Origin of the sequence: Mycobacterium colombiense, assembly GCF_001953985.1 — a bacterium.
Taxonomy (GTDB): Bacteria; Actinomycetota; Actinomycetes; order Mycobacteriales; family Mycobacteriaceae; genus Mycobacterium; species Mycobacterium colombiense_B.
Genome location: NZ_MBEI01000024.1, coordinates 29,146 through 44,009 on the forward strand (window position 1 = coordinate 29,146; position 14,864 = coordinate 44,009).

Below are 14,864 nucleotides of genomic sequence, written 5' to 3' on the forward strand. Positions count from 1 at the left end.
GGTGAAATGACCACGGGCGTGGCGCAGCGGGTTCACAATACGAGCGGCACGTCAGCGGCGGCGAACGAAGAACAGGTGAGGTCATGATTCGATACAGCACCCAGCCGCGACGACTCCGAGTGTCCGCACTGGCGGCCGTGGCCAACCCGTCCTACGCCCGGGTCGACACCTGGAACCTGCTCGACGACGCCTGCCGTCACCTCGCCGAGGTGGATCTCGCCGGACTGGACAAGGCCCACGACGTGGCGCGGGTGAAGCGCCTGATGGATCGCATCGCCGCCTACGAGCGGTACTGGCTCTACCCCGGTGCGGGGAACCTGGCGATCTTCCGGGCCCACCTGGAGAGCCTGTCGACGGTGCGGCTCACCGAGGAGGTCTCCCTGGCCGTGCGGCTGCTGAGTGAATACGGTGACCGCGCAGGCCTTTTCGATACCTCGGCGCCCCTGGACGACCAGGAGCTGGTCGCCCAGGCCAAGCAGCAGCACTTCTATACCGTGCTGCTCGCCGACGACGCCCCGAGCACGGCGCCTGACAGCCTGGCCGAGTGCCTGCGCGCGCTGCGCTGCCCCTCCGACGATGTGCAGTTCGAGATCCTGGTGGTGCCCAGCGTCGAGGACGCGATCACCGCGGTGGCGCTGAACGGGGAGATCCAGGCCGCGATCATCCGCGACGACCTGCCGCTGCGGTCCCGCGACCGGCTGCCGCTGATGAACACATTGCTCGGGCCCAACGAGGATGCGGGAGACGGCATTCCGGATCGCGCCAACTACTGGGTGGAGTGCGGCGAGTGGATCAGGGAGCTGCGGCCCCACATCGACCTGTACCTGCTCACCGACGAGTCGATCGCGGCCGGCGATGACACCGAGCCGGACGTCTACGACCGCACGTTCTACCGGCTAAACGACGTCACCGACCTGCACAGCACGGTGCTGGCCGGACTGCGAAACCGTTACGCCACACCGTTTTTCGATGCGCTGCGGGCATACGCCGCCGCGCCGGTCGGCCAATTCCACGCCCTGCCCGTCGCCCGCGGCGCCAGCATCTTCAACTCCAGGTCGCTGCAGGACATGGGGGAGTTCTACGGCCGCAACATCTTCATGGCCGAAACCTCCACCACCTCCGGCGGCCTCGACTCGCTGCTGGACCCGCACGGCAACATCAAAAAGGCGATGGACAAGGCCGCCAAGACGTGGAACGCCGACCACACCTACTTCGTCACCAACGGGACGTCGACGGCCAACAAGATCGTGGTGCAGTCGCTGACCCGGCCGGGCGACATCGTGCTGATCGACCGCAACTGCCACAAGTCGCACCACTACGGGCTGGTGCTGGCCGGCGCCTATCCGCTGTACCTGGACGCGTATCCGCTGCCGCAGTTCGCGATCTATGGCGCGGTGTCGCTGCGCACCATCAAGCAGACGCTGCTGGACCTGGAGGCGGCCGGACAGCTGCACCGGGTGCGCATGCTGCTGCTGACCAACTGCACCTTCGACGGCGTCGTCTACAACCCGTTGCAGGTCATGCAGGAGGTGCTGGCGATCAAGCCGGACATCTGCTTCCTGTGGGACGAGGCGTGGTACGCGTTCGCCACGGCGGTGCCGTGGGCGCGGCAGCGGACCGCGATGGTGTCCGCCGAGCGCCTGGAGCAGATGCTGGCATCGCCGGAATACGTTGCGGAATACCGGAAATGGGCCGCGGACATGGACGGGGTCGACCGGTCGGAGTGGATCGAGCGCGAGCTGATGCCGGATCCGGCCACCGCCCGGGTGCGCGTGTACGCCACGCACTCCACGCACAAGTCGCTGTCGGCGCTGCGGCAGGCGTCGATGATCCACGTGCGCGACCAGGATTTCAACGCGCTCACCCGGGACTCCTTCGGCGAGGCGTTCCTGACGCACACCTCGACGTCGCCGAACCAGCAGCTGCTCGCGTCCTTGGACCTGGCCCGCCGCCAGGTCGACATCGAGGGCTTCCAACTGGTCCGGCAGGTCTACGACATGGCGCTGGTCTTCCGGCACCGGGTGCGAAAAGACCGGTTGATCAGCAAGTGGTTCCGCATCCTCGACGAATCCGACCTGGTGCCCGAGGAGTTCCGGGAGTCCTCGGTGAGTTCCTACCGCGAGGTCAGGCAGGGCGCGCTGGCCGAGTGGAACGAGGCCTGGCGCTCCGATCAGTTCGTGCTGGACGCGACGCGGGTGACCTTGTTCGTGGGCGCGACCGGAATGAACGGCTATGACTTCCGCGAGAAGATCCTGATGGAGCGATTCGGCATCCAGATCAACAAGACGTCGATCAACAGCGTGCTGCTGATCTTCACGATCGGCGTCACCTGGTCCAGCGTGCATTACCTGCTCGACGTGTTGCGAAGGGTGGCAACCGATTTCGATCGCATCGAGAAGGCGGCCAGCGTCGCCGACCGGGCGCTGCAGGAGCGTCATGTCGAGGAGATCACCGAGGATCTGCCGCATCTGCCCGACTTCAGCGAATTCGACGTCGCGTTCCGGCCCGTCGACGAGTGCAACTTCGGCGACATGCGCTCGGCGTTCTACGCCGGCTACGAGGAGACCGACCGCGAACACGTGCTGATCGGCATGGCCGGGCGACGACTGGCCGAGGGCAAGACCCTGGTGTCGACCACCTTCGTGGTGCCCTACCCGCCGGGGTTTCCGGTGCTGGTCCCGGGCCAGGTGGTCTCCAAGGAGATCGTCTACTTCCTGGCCCAGCTCGACGTCAAGGAAATCCACGGGTACAACCCCGATCTCGGGTTGTCGGTCTTCACCGAGACGGCGCTGGCGCGCATGGAGGCGCAGCGCAGCGCCGCGATGGCGGCGGTGGGCTCGGTGACGGCGGCGTTCGAGCTGCCGGCGGACGCGTCGGCGACCAACGGCGCGCGCAACAACGGTGCGAACGACGCCCCGGCCGTGCCGTCGGTCGCCGACAGCAGCTGAGCGATCAGCCGGTCGTCGGAGGCGGATTCGCGCCGCACGTGGTGCGGGCCGAGGTGTGCGGTGCGCCCGCCGACCAGTCGGAGATACCTCGCCGGATCCCCTGCAGGAGTGCGTCGCGACCGCCGGGAGCCGTCTGGTTGCAGCTCGAACTGAGGGTGTGGAACGGACTCGGGTCGGCGGCGGCCGGCGCCGCGACGACGCCGGGGCCGAACACGACTGCCGCGCTGACCAATAGTCGGGCGATCGCACGATCGTTACGACGCACGGGGCGTGCAGTACCAAACATGACGGCGCCAGCCTAAGACGCGGCCGCTGAGAGGCCGCTGAGAACGCGCTGAGCTCGGTGTTTTCACCCGGGCCGCGGGCCTGCAGAATTAACGACGTGCGAATATCCGGTGTCTGGCCGTTTCGGCGAAGCGGGCGGGTGGGTCCCTGGCGCCTCGGCCACCTGGGCATTTCGGCTCGCTCGGCGGCCGTGTCGGCGATCGTCGTGCTGTGTGCGCTCGGCGTGGCCGGCGCGGGTCTGGACGCGATCCTGTACCGCACGCTGTTGTCGGGCGTCGATTACGCGGCCGCCGAAAGGGTCCGCGACATCACCAAGGCGCTGCAGTCCGATTCGGCCGAGGACCTCGACAATCATTTGCTGATCACCGACCAGCGGGTGGTCGCGATCCAGCTGCTCGGTCCGGATGGCAACGTGGTCAAGCGATCCGGCTCCGCTCCGAAGACCCCGCTGGTCCCCGCTAGTCGGTTCGACTTCAACCTGCTTCGCGGCCTGCCCGACGACGCGGTGGCCGGTGACGATATGCGCGTCAGTGGCCAAAAGGTCGCGACCCGATCCGGCGTGTACACGGTGCTGGTGGGGGGAGGCAGCGAGGCGGTCGAGTCGACCGCGCGGACCCTGGCGATCCTGCTGGCCTGCAGCGCGCCGGTCATCGTCGGGGTGGTGGCCGGGGCAACCTACTGGCTGGTGCGCCGCTCGCTGCAGTCGGTGGACGCCATCCGAACCAGGGTGGCCGACATCTCGACGTCCGATCTGGCCGAGCGGGTGCCGGTGCCGGACAGCCACGACGAGATCGCGGCCCTGGCCGTGACGATGAACGAGATGCTGTCGCGGCTGGAGGCGGGTCACCGTGCGCAGCAACGCTTTGTCGGCGACGCGTCGCACGAATTGCGGAGCCCGCTGACCACCATCATCTCCGGGCTGGAAGTGGCCGAGGCCCACCCCGATCTGCTCGACGCCGATCTGGCGGTGAACACCCTGCTGCCCGAGGCGCAGCGCATGCACACCCTGATCGAAGATCTGCTGCTGTTGGCCCGCGCCGACGAGCAGACGCTGCTCCGGCGCAAGGAGCAGGTGGCGCTCGACGACCTCGCGCGCGCCGAAGCCGACCGCGCGCGGCGTGACACGCAATGCCTGGTGCACACCGATATCCAGCCGGTGCGCCTGGAAGCCGACCCGGTGGCCATGTCGCGGATGATCCGTAATCTCGTCGAAAACGCTGTCCGCCATGCGGTTTCGTGCGTATCCATCGAAGTCTGCGACGGGGACGGGGCGGCGATCCTCACCGTCAGCGACGACGGCCCAGGAATCGCCCCCGCCGACCGGAGCCGGGTGTTCGAACGTTTCGTGCGCCTGGATTCCGACCGGGCCCGCAGCGGGGGAGGGACGGGCCTCGGCCTGGCGATCGTCGCCGAAGTCGTTGCCGCACATGGGGGCACGGTCACCATCGACGCCCCGCCCTCCGGCGGGACCAAGATGATCGTGACGTTGCCCGTGTCTCAGCAGAGCAATCGGTAACCGACGCCCCGAATCGTCTCGATGGTGTTGGTGCCGAACGGGACATCGATCTTGCGACGCAGATATCCCACGTAGACCTCGACCACGTTGTCCGGGCCGTGATGATGCGCGTCCCACACGTTCTGCAGTATCTCGGCCTTGGTCACCACCACGTCCTTGTTGCGCATCAAAAACTCGAGCACCCCGTACTCGCGGGGAGTCAGCGCGATCGGGGTCGAGCCCCGTTTGACCGTGTGCCGGGCGGGATCCAGCGCCAGCGTCCCGGCTTTCAGCACCACCGGCCGCGCCGGCGCACCGCGACGAATCAGCGCCCGCAGGCGCGCCACCAGCACCCGGAACGAGAACGGCTTGGTCAGATAGTCGTCCGCGCCCAGGTCGAAGGCGTCGGTCTCGTCGTACTCACCATCCTTGGCGGTCAGCATGAGCACCGGTGTCCACACGTTGTTCGACCGCATCCGGCGCAGCACCTCATAACCGCTGAGGCCGGGCAGCATGATGTCGAGAACGATTGCGTCGAAACCGTTTTCGGTGGCCTCCCGCAGGCCGTCGACACCGTTGCCGACGGCCACGACGACGAAACCCTCCGCCTTGAGCCCCCTGGCCACGGTGGCGGACAGCCGCGGTTCATCCTCGACGAGCAGGACTCTCATGTTTCAACGCTACGTCGAGCGCCGGACGCACCCTCAGTCGGGCCAGCGGGCCTCGATCAGCACCTCGGCGAACGGGCCGCCCATGCGGCAGAAACGATTGGTCGCCACCCACACGACGCCCGGGTTTTCCAGCGTGATGCGCACCGGGTGGCCGACGATGGTCTCACCGGGTTTGGTGTGGCTGAAGAACGTTGTCAGGCTGTCCACGTCGACATCGACTTTCCAGTCAGGCCACGGTTGTTGGAAGAAGTCACGGTTGAACCACATCGTCGGGCATTCTTCGACGCGACGCTCTCGCAGGCCCATCGGGGGAAGCATCATGAGCGGTGTTGCCTGGCGCTGCTGCGTGCCGGGTGGCATCCCCGCTCCTTTGTGCCGCCGTACATTACCGACCTCACAAACCGTACGGTCAAATCGCTGTGAAATCGTTGAGAATCTCCGCGCGCCTTGCCCGTTACCGCGGGTGGCGCCCGGTTTGCGAGTTAACTTCTCGATGAGCCGGGCCGGCGGGTCAGCGTGGATCCCGGTCCGGTTGCTCGACGCCGGTTTTCGGATGACGTTCGTTTCCATCATCTTTGGGCCGGCCCGGGTGGTGACCGGGGCGCTGCGGTATGACGACGATCAGCACCGCGATCAGCGCCGCGAGCACCGCCGAGGCGAGCGGGCGGCTCCACGCCAGGCCGCCGTCGGCGACGGGCTTGTCGATGAAGTCACCGACGGTCGCGCCCAGCGGCCTGGTGAGGATGAACGCGACCCAGAACAAGGTGACGCGGGAGATGGAGGTCCAGAAGTACAGGGCCGCAACCACCGCCAGGCCGACCGCGAAAACCAGCGCGCCGCGCTCGTAACCGAAATCGCGGGTGTCGGCCAGCCAATCGCCGAGCGCGGTGCCCAGCGTCTGCGAGAACGTGATGGTCGCCCAGTAAAAGGCCTCCACCTTGGGCGTGGCGACGGTGCTGACCGACACGGTGCCCTGCGACCAGCGCCAGAGCCCCAGGGTGGCCAGCAGGCACGCCAGCAGCAGCAGCGACCCGCCCGTGTAGCCGATGCCCAGCGATCGGTCCGCGAAATCGGCCAGCACGGTGCCGAACGTCGTCGAGGCCACGATCGTCGCCCAATAGAGGACCGCATGGAATCGCTTGGCCAGAATCTGCGCCGCGACCAGCGCCGCCAGCGCGACGCCGAAAATCGCGACCCCCGCGGCGTAGCCCCAATTCAGCGTCATCGTGACGGTGTCGCCACCCGTCTCGCCCAACGTCGTCGCCAAGACCTTGATGACCCAGAACCCCAGGGTGACCGCGGGCACCTTGGTCAACGCGTGCTTCGCAACGTCCGTCATGCCCGCCATCTTCCGCCGTCGGGAGTCAATTCGGGAATCGTCGGGTTCGGTGGCGTGGCAGGTTCTGCTCACCGGGATCGCAAAGCCGACGCGTTCTCGCAGGTGGCGCAATACCGCGGCGGGTGGCGGTTTTAGCTGGTCGGGCCTCGAGGCGGCCCGGCGCAATACCCGCGGCCGCCCCCGCGGGGCGTCATCGGCGACCCGAAAAGCGGCCCTGAGCTGCGTTAGCGTGGCTCCCGTGGCGCAACCAGTACCCATTGGAGGACCCAGGGCCGACCGTGCCCGCCGGGTCGCCGACGTGCTGCGCCAGCAGATCCACTCCGACGCCTACCCGGAGGGCCTGCCCGCCGAGCTGGACCTGGCCGCCGAATTCTCGGTCTCCCGCAACACCATTCGCGAGGCGCTGACCGTCCTCAAACACGAGGGGCTGATCGACCGCGGTCCCAAGGTCGGCACGCACGTCGCGCAGCGCAAGTACGACCACGGGCTCGACGCGCTGCTGGGTCTGAAGGAGACGTTCAAGGATCTCGGTGAGGTCCGCAACGAGGTGCGCGCCGCGATGCCGGTCACCGCGCCGCCGTCGGTGGCCCGCCGGCTGCGGCTGCAACCGGGCGAGCAGGCGGTGTTCATCGAGCGGCTGCGCTACCTGGGGGACCTGCCGCTCAGCCTCGATCTCACCTACCTCGCCCCCGACATCGGCCGCGAGGTGCTGACCCACCCGCTGGAGACCAACGACCTGTTCGCCCTCATCGAGAAGGTGAGCGGGCAACGGCTGGGGTCGGCGGCGCTGGCGCTGGAGGCCATTCCGGCCGACGCGCACTCGGCGGCCACGCTGCAGGTGCCCGACGGTGCGGCGCTGCTGATGCTGGAGCGGCTCACCAGCCTCGCCGACGGCACCCCCGTCGACCTGGAGTACATCCGGATGCGGGGCGATCGAATCACCATGCGGGGCAACCTGATGAGGAGCAACCCATGACGCTGATCAACAACAACCGCGCCGACGTGCCGGTCACCATCGACGAGTCGCTGTGTATCGACGGCTGCACGCTGTGCGTGGAGGTCTGCCCGCTCGACGCGCTGGCCATCAACCCCGACACCGGCAAGGCCTTCATGCACGTCGACGAGTGTTGGTACTGCGGCCCCTGCGCGGCGCGCTGTCCCACCGGCGCCGTCACGGTCAACATGCCTTATCTCCTTCGCTGAAAAGCATTCGACCCCAGGATCTTCCATGAAACGACGCGCCATCCGGCTGGCGTCGGTGGTGATCGCGATCGCCGCGCTCACCTCCGGTTGCTCACTGGAATCCCTGTCGCAGTCCTCCGGTGTGGTCAACGTGGTGGTGGGATATCAGTCCAAGACCATCAACACCGTCACCGCGGGTACGCTGCTGCGCGCGCAGGGCTACCTGGAGCACCGCCTGGCCGACATCACCACCCGCACCGGCACCAAATACGCGGTGCGGTGGCAGGATTACGACACCGGCGCCCCGATCACCGCGCAGATGCTCGCCGAGAAGATCGACATCGGCTCGATGGGCGACTATCCGATGCTGATCAACGGCTCCAAGACGCAGGCCAACCCGCTGGCCAAGACCGAGATCGTCTCTATCACCGGCTACAACCCCAAGGGCGCGCTGAACATGGTGGTGGTGACGCCCGGTTCGTCGGCGACCACGTTGCGCGACCTGGCCGGCTCCAAGGTCTCGGCGAGTGTGGGGTCGGCCGGTCACGGCACCTTGATGCGGGCGCTGGACAGGGCCGGGATCAAGGGTGTGGAAGTGCTCAACCAGCAACCGCAGGTGGGCGCTTCGGCTTTGGAATCCGGTCAGGTGCAGGGCCTTTCGCAGTTCGTCGCCTGGCCGGGGCTGCTGGTGTTCCAGAACAAGGCCAAACTGCTGTACGACGGCGCCGAGCTGAACCTGCCCACCCTGCACGGGGTGGTGGTGCGGCGCTCGTATGCGACGTCTCATCCGGAGGTGCTGGGCGCATTCCTGCAGGCGCAACTGGACGCAGGAGACTTCCTCAACTCCAAGCCGCTGGAGGCGGCCCGGATCGTCGCCCAGGGCAGCGGCCTGCCGCAGGAAGTGGTGTATCTCTACAACGGCCCCGGTGGTACCTCGTTCGACACCACGCTCAAACCGTCCCTGGTCGAGGCGTTGAAAAACGATGTGCCATACCTGAAGTCGATCGGTGACTTCGCCGACCTCGACGTGTCCGGCTTCGTCCAGGACGGGCCGCTGCGCACCGTGTTCGGGGCCCGCGGCCTGAACTACGACGCGGCCCGGGCCGCCACCGCCAACCCGTCCGCGCTGCGCGGGGATCCCGCCCTGGCCAGCGAACTGTGGCTGGACGGTTCGGATTCCACGCAAACGGTCGCCAACCCGACCGGTCTGCTTCGGGCGGTCCGCGAGGCGATCGCCCGGGGCGCCAAAGTCCGCGCCGCCTACGTTCCCGACGCCGAGCTGGGCACCCGATGGTTCGCCGACAAGGCGGTCTGGGTGCAAGACGGCCAGAACTACCTGCCGTTCGGGACGCCGGCCGGCGCGCATCGCTATCTCGCCGCACACCCGGGCGGCGCCATCGTGAATTACGAGCAGGCCCTTGGAGGTTCGGTATGACCGCTTATCTCACCGGCGACCCGGCAGCCCCGGTGTCGGCGCAAGTCGTCGACACAGTCCCGGCGCCGGCCACCCCGCGACGTGCCGGCTCGCCGTGGCAGTGGCGGCTGCTGCGGCTCGCCTCGGTTGTCGCCGCGATCGGGCTGTGGCAGGCGCTCACCGCCGACAAGGTGCGGCTGCTGCTGCGCTTCGACACGCTGCCCACCGTCACCGAGATCGTGCACGCGCTGGGACGCCGGCTCGGAACCCCCGAGTACTGGCTTGACCTGGCGCAGTCGCTGATCCGGATCCTCACCGGCTTCGGATTGGCCGCGGTGGTCGGGGTCGCGACGGGCGTGCTGCTCGGGCGTTCCCGCTTGTTCGCCAACACCTTCGGCCCGCTGACGGAGTTGGTCAGACCCGTTCCGGCCATCGCGATGGTGCCGGTGGCGATCCTGCTGTTCCCGACCGACGAGGCCGGCATCGTGTTCATCACCTTCCTCGCGGCGTACTTCCCGATCCTGGTCAGTACCCGGCACGCGGTGCGCGCGCTGCCCACGCTGTGGGAGGACTCGGTGCGCACGCTGGGCGGCGGCCGGTGGGATGTGCTGAAGCAGGTGGTGTTGCCGGGCATCCTGCCGGGCGTGTTCGGCGGCCTGTCGGTCGGTATGGGCGTGGCGTGGATCTGCGTGATCTCCGCCGAGATGATCTCGGGCCGGCTCGGCATCGGCTATCGCACCTGGCAGGACTACACCGTGCTGGCCTATCCCCAGGTGTTCGTCGGGATCATCACCATCGGCGTGCTGGGTTTCGCGACGGCGGCGGCCGTCGAGGTCGTGGGCCGTCGGGTGACCAGCTGGCTGCCGCGTGCGGAGGAGGAGCAGCGATGACTGTCGGAGTGAGTCTGGAATTGGATCGAGTTCGCTTGTCCTACACCGGAGAGCCGGTGATCGACAGGCTGAGCCTGGCGGTGCGCCCCGGGGAGATCCTGGTGCTCACCGGGCCCTCGGGCTGCGGCAAGTCGACGGTGCTGCGGGCCCTGGCGGGACTGCTGCGGCCCGACGAGGGCCGGATCGTCGCCGACGGCGACGAGGTGACGACCACCTCGGGCGACCGGGGCATGGTGTTCCAGGACAACGCGTTGCTGCCCTGGCGCACCGTGCGCTCCAACATCGAGTTGGCCCTGCGGCTGCGCGGAGTCGCCCGGGCCGGCAGGCGCGCCGAGGCCGACCGCTGGATCGCCGAGCTCGGTCTCACCGGCTTCGGCGACTATCTGCCCAAGAGCCTGTCCGGCGGCATGCGGCAGCGCGTTCAGCTGGCCCGCGGGCTGGCCGGCGCGCCGCGCGCGGTGATGATGGACGAGCCGTTCGGCGCGCTGGACACCCAGACCCGGACGGCCATGCAGCGGCTGCTGATCGACACCTGGCGTGCCCATCCGACGACGATCGTCTTCGTCACGCACGATGTCGACGAGGCGCTGCTGCTGGGCGATCGCATCGCCGTACTGGGCAAGGCCGGTCAGCCGCTGCGCACCGTGGTCGATGTGCCCGAGCCGCGGGTCGACCGGCAGCGCGCCGCGCTGCGCGCCGAAGTCATTGCGGCACTGAATCACTCGGCGGTGGCGGCATGATGCAGATTCCCGATCCGGCGACCCCGGTCCGGCTCGACTGTGACGTCCTGGTCATCGGCGGCGGCACCGCGGGCACCATGGCGGCGCTGTCTGCCGCCGAGAGCGGCGCGCAGGTGCTGCTGCTGGAAAAGGCCCACGTGCGCCACTCCGGCGCCCTGGCGATGGGCATGGACGGCGTCAACAACGCGGTGATCCCGGGCAAGGCCGAACCCGAGGACTACGTCGCCGAGATCACCCGCGCCAACGACGGAATCGTCAACCAGCGCACCGTGTATCAGACCGCCACCCGCGGCTTCGCGATGGTGCAGCGGCTGGAGCGCTACGGCGTGAAGTTCGAGAAGAACGAGCACGGCGAATACGCCGTGCGCCGGGTGCACCGCTCTGGCTCCTACGTGCTGCCGATGCCAGAAGGCAAGGACGTCAAGAAGGCGCTGTATCGCGTGCTTCGGCAACGGTCGATGCGCGAGAAGATCCAGATCGAGAACCGGCTGATGCCGGTGCGGGTGCTGACCCACCAGGGCCGGGCCGTGGGCGCGGCGGCGCTGAACACCCGCACGGGTGAATTCGTCACGGTGGGCGCCAAGGCGGTCATCCTGGCCACCGGCGCGTGCGGCCGGCTCGGCCTGCCCGCCTCGGGCTACCTGTACGGCACCTACGAGAACCCCACCAACGCCGGCGACGGCTACTCGATGGCCTACCACGCGGGCGCGGAGCTGTCCGGCATCGAGTGCTTCCAGGTCAACCCGCTGATCAAGGACTACAACGGCCCGGCATGCGCGTACGTCGCCAATCCCTTTGGCGGCTACCAGGTCAACGCGCACGGCGAGCGGTTCGTCGACTCCGACTACTGGTCGGGGCAGATGATGGCCGAGGTCAAAACCGAGATCGACTCCGCGCGCGGGCCCATCTACCTCAAGGTGTCGCACCTGCCCGACGAGACGCTGACCGCGCTGGAGAACATCCTGCACACCACCGAGCGGCCCACCCGGGGCACCTTCCACGCTAACCGCGGCCACGACTACCGCACCCACGACATCGAGATGCACATCTCCGAAATCGGCTTGTGTAGCGGGCATTCCGCGTCGGGGGTGTGGGTCGACGAGCACGCCCGCACCACGGTGCCCGGGCTCTACGCCGCCGGTGACATGGCGTGCGTGCCGCACAACTACATGATCGGGGCTTTCGTGTTCGGCGACCTGGCCGGCACGCACGCCGCCTCGACCCTGGCCGACGTCGCTGCGCCGCAACAACTCCCGGAGGAGCAGGTGCGCGAGGCGCACGAGCTGATCTACCGGCCGCTGCGGCATCCGGACGGCCCGCCGCAGCCCCAGGTCGAATACAAGCTGCGCCGCTTCGTCAACGACTACGTCGCGCCGCCGAAGACCGGGGCCAAGCTGTCGCTGGCCATCCGCACCTTCGAGCGGATGAGCGCCGAGATCGCCGAGATGGGCGCCCGCAATCCGCACGAGCTGATGCGCGCGGTGGAGGTGTCGTTCATCCGCGACTGCGCCGAGATGGCTGCCCGCTCGTCACACACCCGCACCGAATCGCGTTGGGGCCTCTATCACGATCGCGCCGACCTGCCCGGCCGCGACGACAGCCAATGGGGCTATCACCTCAACCTGCGCAAGGACGCCGGTGGCGAGATGGTGTTCCTCAAGCGGCCGGTGGCACCGTATTTCGTGCCGGTCCCGGAGCTCGACGGTCTGCCGCCGACCGACCGGACCGTGTACCCGGTGGAGCAGCCGCCGCTGGTCGGCGGCCAGGCGCCGGCCACCGCGGTGTCCCGAATCGACTCGGCCGCAACGGCATTCGAGCCGCCGTCACCGCGCATCGCCGAGGTCCTGGCGCTCGAGGAACCCACGATGGCCGATCTCGATCCCTACCTTGCCGACGCGGATCCCGGCGTGCGCCGCACCGCGGTGTCCGCGTTGACCGAGCACATCCCGGACGGGTACGCGCCGGCCCTGGTCGCCGCGCTGAACGACGGCGACGCCTCGGTCCGCCTCACCAGCGCCGACGGCATCCGCGAGCTGGTCGAGGTGTTGCCGCAGCCGGAAAGCGTGCGCCAGCACCTGGATTCGGTCGATCGGGTGGTGCGTGCGGCCTCGCTGTACGTGCTGGCCGCCCGGCGGGCCGGTGACGCCGCGCAATACCGTCGCGCCCTCGACGACGTCGATCATCGGGTGCGCATCGAGGCGGTGCGCGCGCTGGTGTCCGTCGACGACGTGGCCGGTGTCGTGGCCGCCGCCGGTGATGAGAACCGCGAGGTCCGCATCGCGGCGGCCGCCGGGGGGGCGACGCTGCGTGGCGGCGCCGACGCTGTGCGCCGGCTCGTCGCCGACTCCGACCCGCTGGTCCGCGCGGCCGCGCTGGCCGCGCTGGGCCAATTGGGTTGCGGTCCAGACGATTACGCCGCCATCAAGCAGGCGCTGCGGGTGCCGGCCTGGCAGGTGCGGGAAGGCGCGGCCCGCGCGCTGGCGGGCGCGCCGGTCGACTTCGCGGTTCCGCACCTGTCCGAGGCGCTGGGCGACGCCCATCTGGACGTGCGCAAGGCGGCCGTGCTCAGCCTGACCCGGTGGGCCGGGGAGGCCGCCGCCCGGGACGCGCTGGGGCTTGCACTCAAGGACGGCGACGCCGACGTGCGGGCCTACGCGCGCCGGGCGCTCGAGCAGGACAGCTTGGTGGAAAAGGGTTAGTCAGCGCAGGATCTTGGCGTACAGCAGGCTGTCCTGCGGCTCGGGTCCCATCGTGGGGTAGACCGCGTGCCGGGCCAGCCTTCCCTCCAGGAAGAAGCCGGCGTGCTCGAGCAGCCGCGCCGAGCGCTCGTTGTCCACGCTGCAGGTGGCCCAGACGCGGTACACCTCGCGATCGGCGTCGAGTGCGGTGAGCAGCATGCCGAGCACCTCGGACATCAGTCCCTTGCCCCACCAGCGCCGGCCCAGGCAGTAGCCGACCTCGACCGAGTGCGGCGCGGTGCGCCGGCAGCTGGCCAGCCCGATCACCTCGCCGCGGTGCCGCGACTCGATGACCCAGGTCTTCTCGTCGGCGCTGGCGTTGAGTTTTTCGGTGATCACGCGCCGCGTCGCGGCCACGTCGGGGTGCGGCGCCCACAACAGATACTTGGTGACCTGCGGGTCGTGGGCGACCCGCTGGAACAGCGCCCCCGCGTCGTCGAGCGTGGGTAGGCGCAGCAGCAGCCGCGGACCGCTGATGCGGTCGGGTGGATATTCGGGCATCGGGATGTGACTTTAAAGGTCGAGGGCGCGATAGGTGTTGCGGACGAATCGCGGTTGCGCCGTGCGGAGTTTGGCCAGCGACGTGTTTCCGGCGACGGCGGTGGCGGCGTCGACGGTCAGGTCCGGCAGGTTCTGAATCAGGTAGAGCAGGATCAGATCCGCACTGGGGTCGGCCTGCCACCACGTGCCGTAGGCGCCGGGCCAGCTGAACGTGCCGAGGCCGCCCGGCCCGAAAAGCGGTGTGCTTTTAGCTGGATCGGTCACCAGCGACAGGTTCAGCCCGAAGCCGCGGCCGACCCAGTACGGCGCGCCCAGGAAGTTGTGCCGCTTCTGCTCCTCGGTGAGCCGGTCGGTCCGCATCGACCGGACGGACTCTTCCGAGAGCACCCGCACGCCGTCGACCGTTCCGCCGTCGAGCAGCATCCGCACGAAGCGCAGGTAATCGTCGGCGCTCGACCACAATCCGCCGCCGGCATTGCAGAACGAGGGCGGCGTGATGTGCGGTGGACCCATCACGCCGTGATGCAGCCGGCTCTGTTCGTCGAGTGAATACATGGTCGCGGGGGGGGGGGGGGGCGCCCGGGGGGGGGCCCAAAAGGGGGGGGCGGGGCGCGGCGCCGCGCCTCGGCCGGGGGGGCGGGCCCCGGGAAAACACAACGGC

Annotated in this window: 14 protein-coding genes; 8 read left to right on the forward strand and 6 right to left on the reverse strand. The window is 68.7% G+C overall.

Features of this window, described 5'->3' with window-relative positions:
* Positions 1–83: 83 nt before the first annotated feature.
* Positions 84–2,948 (forward strand): aminotransferase class I/II-fold pyridoxal phosphate-dependent enzyme, encoded by a 2,865-nt coding sequence (locus tag A5732_RS04755; RefSeq protein WP_076101045.1) that lies wholly within the window; start codon positions 84–86, stop codon positions 2,946–2,948.
* A gap of 4 nt (positions 2,949–2,952) precedes the next feature.
* On the opposite strand, the gene A5732_RS04760 is transcribed toward A5732_RS04755, so the two are convergent.
* The gene (locus A5732_RS04760) at positions 2,953–3,213 is read right to left on the reverse strand and encodes a hypothetical protein (RefSeq protein WP_253189003.1); all 261 of its coding nucleotides are present in this window, start codon (positions 3,211–3,213) and stop codon (positions 2,953–2,955) included.
* Between the two features lie 78 nt (positions 3,214–3,291).
* On the opposite strand from A5732_RS04760, the gene A5732_RS04765 reads away from it, so the two are divergent.
* On the forward strand, positions 3,292–4,749 hold the full coding sequence (locus A5732_RS04765; RefSeq protein ID WP_436971811.1) for an ATP-binding protein: 1,458 nt from the start codon (positions 3,292–3,294) through the stop codon (positions 4,747–4,749).
* Here A5732_RS04765 and A5732_RS04770 read toward each other — a convergent pair.
* From A5732_RS04770 to A5732_RS04780, 3 genes are all read right to left on the reverse strand, one after another.
* Positions 4,731–5,399 carry a response regulator transcription factor gene (locus A5732_RS04770; protein WP_076053249.1) on the reverse strand — a complete coding sequence of 223 codons (669 nt, stop codon included), beginning with the start codon at positions 5,397–5,399 and terminating at the stop codon, positions 4,731–4,733. The genes A5732_RS04765 and A5732_RS04770 overlap by 19 nt on opposite strands.
* 33 nt (positions 5,400–5,432) lie before the next feature.
* Positions 5,433–5,759, reverse strand: a complete 327-nt coding sequence (locus A5732_RS04775) for a hypothetical protein (RefSeq protein ID WP_076101050.1) — start codon at positions 5,757–5,759, stop codon at positions 5,433–5,435.
* A gap of 151 nt (positions 5,760–5,910) precedes the next feature.
* Entirely contained in the window at positions 5,911–6,738 is an 828-nt protein-coding gene (locus tag A5732_RS04780) for a COG4705 family protein (protein WP_076101064.1), read from the reverse strand.
* Positions 6,739–6,967: 229 nt separating this feature from the next.
* Here A5732_RS04780 and A5732_RS04785 point away from each other — a divergent pair, with 229 nt between their 5' ends.
* From A5732_RS04785 to A5732_RS04810, 6 genes are read left to right on the forward strand one after another with little or no spacing between them, the layout of a single operon-like run.
* On the forward strand, positions 6,968–7,714 hold the full coding sequence (locus A5732_RS04785) for a GntR family transcriptional regulator (RefSeq protein ID WP_142254661.1): 747 nt from the start codon (positions 6,968–6,970) through the stop codon (positions 7,712–7,714).
* Positions 7,711–7,941, forward strand: a complete 231-nt coding sequence (locus tag A5732_RS04790) for a 4Fe-4S dicluster domain-containing protein (protein ID WP_064885673.1) — start codon at positions 7,711–7,713, stop codon at positions 7,939–7,941. Before A5732_RS04785 ends, A5732_RS04790 begins: the two co-directional genes overlap by 4 nt.
* Before the next feature lie 25 nt (positions 7,942–7,966).
* Positions 7,967–9,355, forward strand: a complete 1,389-nt coding sequence (locus A5732_RS04795; protein WP_076053245.1) for an ABC transporter substrate-binding protein — start codon at positions 7,967–7,969, stop codon at positions 9,353–9,355.
* A complete protein-coding gene (locus A5732_RS04800) occupies positions 9,352–10,224 on the forward strand; it encodes an ABC transporter permease (protein WP_076101052.1) in 873 nt (290 codons plus the stop codon). The genes A5732_RS04795 and A5732_RS04800 overlap by 4 nt, the downstream gene beginning before the upstream one ends.
* Positions 10,221–10,964 carry an ABC transporter ATP-binding protein gene (locus A5732_RS04805; RefSeq protein ID WP_076053241.1) on the forward strand — a complete coding sequence of 248 codons (744 nt, stop codon included), beginning with the start codon at positions 10,221–10,223 and terminating at the stop codon, positions 10,962–10,964. Before A5732_RS04800 ends, A5732_RS04805 begins: the two co-directional genes overlap by 4 nt.
* Positions 10,961–13,663, forward strand: a complete 2,703-nt coding sequence (locus tag A5732_RS04810; RefSeq protein WP_171974959.1) for a fumarate reductase/succinate dehydrogenase flavoprotein subunit — start codon at positions 10,961–10,963, stop codon at positions 13,661–13,663. Before A5732_RS04805 ends, A5732_RS04810 begins: the two co-directional genes overlap by 4 nt.
* Here A5732_RS04810 and A5732_RS04815 read toward each other — a convergent pair whose 3' ends face one another.
* Both A5732_RS04815 and A5732_RS04820 read right to left on the reverse strand, forming a co-directional pair.
* Positions 13,664–14,203 carry a GNAT family N-acetyltransferase gene (locus tag A5732_RS04815; RefSeq protein ID WP_076101054.1) on the reverse strand — a complete coding sequence of 180 codons (540 nt, stop codon included), beginning with the start codon at positions 14,201–14,203 and terminating at the stop codon, positions 13,664–13,666. It abuts the gene before it with no gap.
* Between the two features lie 12 nt (positions 14,204–14,215).
* Positions 14,216–14,860: a serine hydrolase gene (locus A5732_RS04820; protein ID WP_171974960.1), complete on the reverse strand. Its 645-nt coding sequence runs from the start codon at positions 14,858–14,860 to the stop codon at positions 14,216–14,218.
* Between the last annotated feature and the right edge of the window lie 4 nt (positions 14,861–14,864).

What these genes read in the sequence shown, in the direction of transcription:
- A5732_RS04755 (WP_076101045.1), top strand. Translation starts at nt 84, where the DNA reads ATGATTCGATACAGCACCCAGCCGCGACGACTCCGAGTGTCCGCACTG.
- A5732_RS04770 (WP_076053249.1), bottom strand. Translation starts at nt 5,399, where the DNA reads ATGAGAGTCCTGCTCGTCGAGGATGAACCGCGGCTGTCCGCCACCGTG.
- A5732_RS04775 (WP_076101050.1), bottom strand. Translation starts at nt 5,759, where the DNA reads ATGCCACCCGGCACGCAGCAGCGCCAGGCAACACCGCTCATGATGCTT.
- A5732_RS04780 (WP_076101064.1), bottom strand. Translation starts at nt 6,738, where the DNA reads ATGACGGACGTTGCGAAGCACGCGTTGACCAAGGTGCCCGCGGTCACC.
- A5732_RS04790 (WP_064885673.1), top strand. Translation starts at nt 7,711, where the DNA reads ATGACGCTGATCAACAACAACCGCGCCGACGTGCCGGTCACCATCGAC.
- A5732_RS04795 (WP_076053245.1), top strand. Translation starts at nt 7,967, where the DNA reads ATGAAACGACGCGCCATCCGGCTGGCGTCGGTGGTGATCGCGATCGCC.
- A5732_RS04800 (WP_076101052.1), top strand. Translation starts at nt 9,352, where the DNA reads ATGACCGCTTATCTCACCGGCGACCCGGCAGCCCCGGTGTCGGCGCAA.
- A5732_RS04805 (WP_076053241.1), top strand. Translation starts at nt 10,221, where the DNA reads ATGACTGTCGGAGTGAGTCTGGAATTGGATCGAGTTCGCTTGTCCTAC.
- A5732_RS04810 (WP_171974959.1), top strand. Translation starts at nt 10,961, where the DNA reads ATGATGCAGATTCCCGATCCGGCGACCCCGGTCCGGCTCGACTGTGAC.
- A5732_RS04815 (WP_076101054.1), bottom strand. Translation starts at nt 14,203, where the DNA reads ATGCCCGAATATCCACCCGACCGCATCAGCGGTCCGCGGCTGCTGCTG.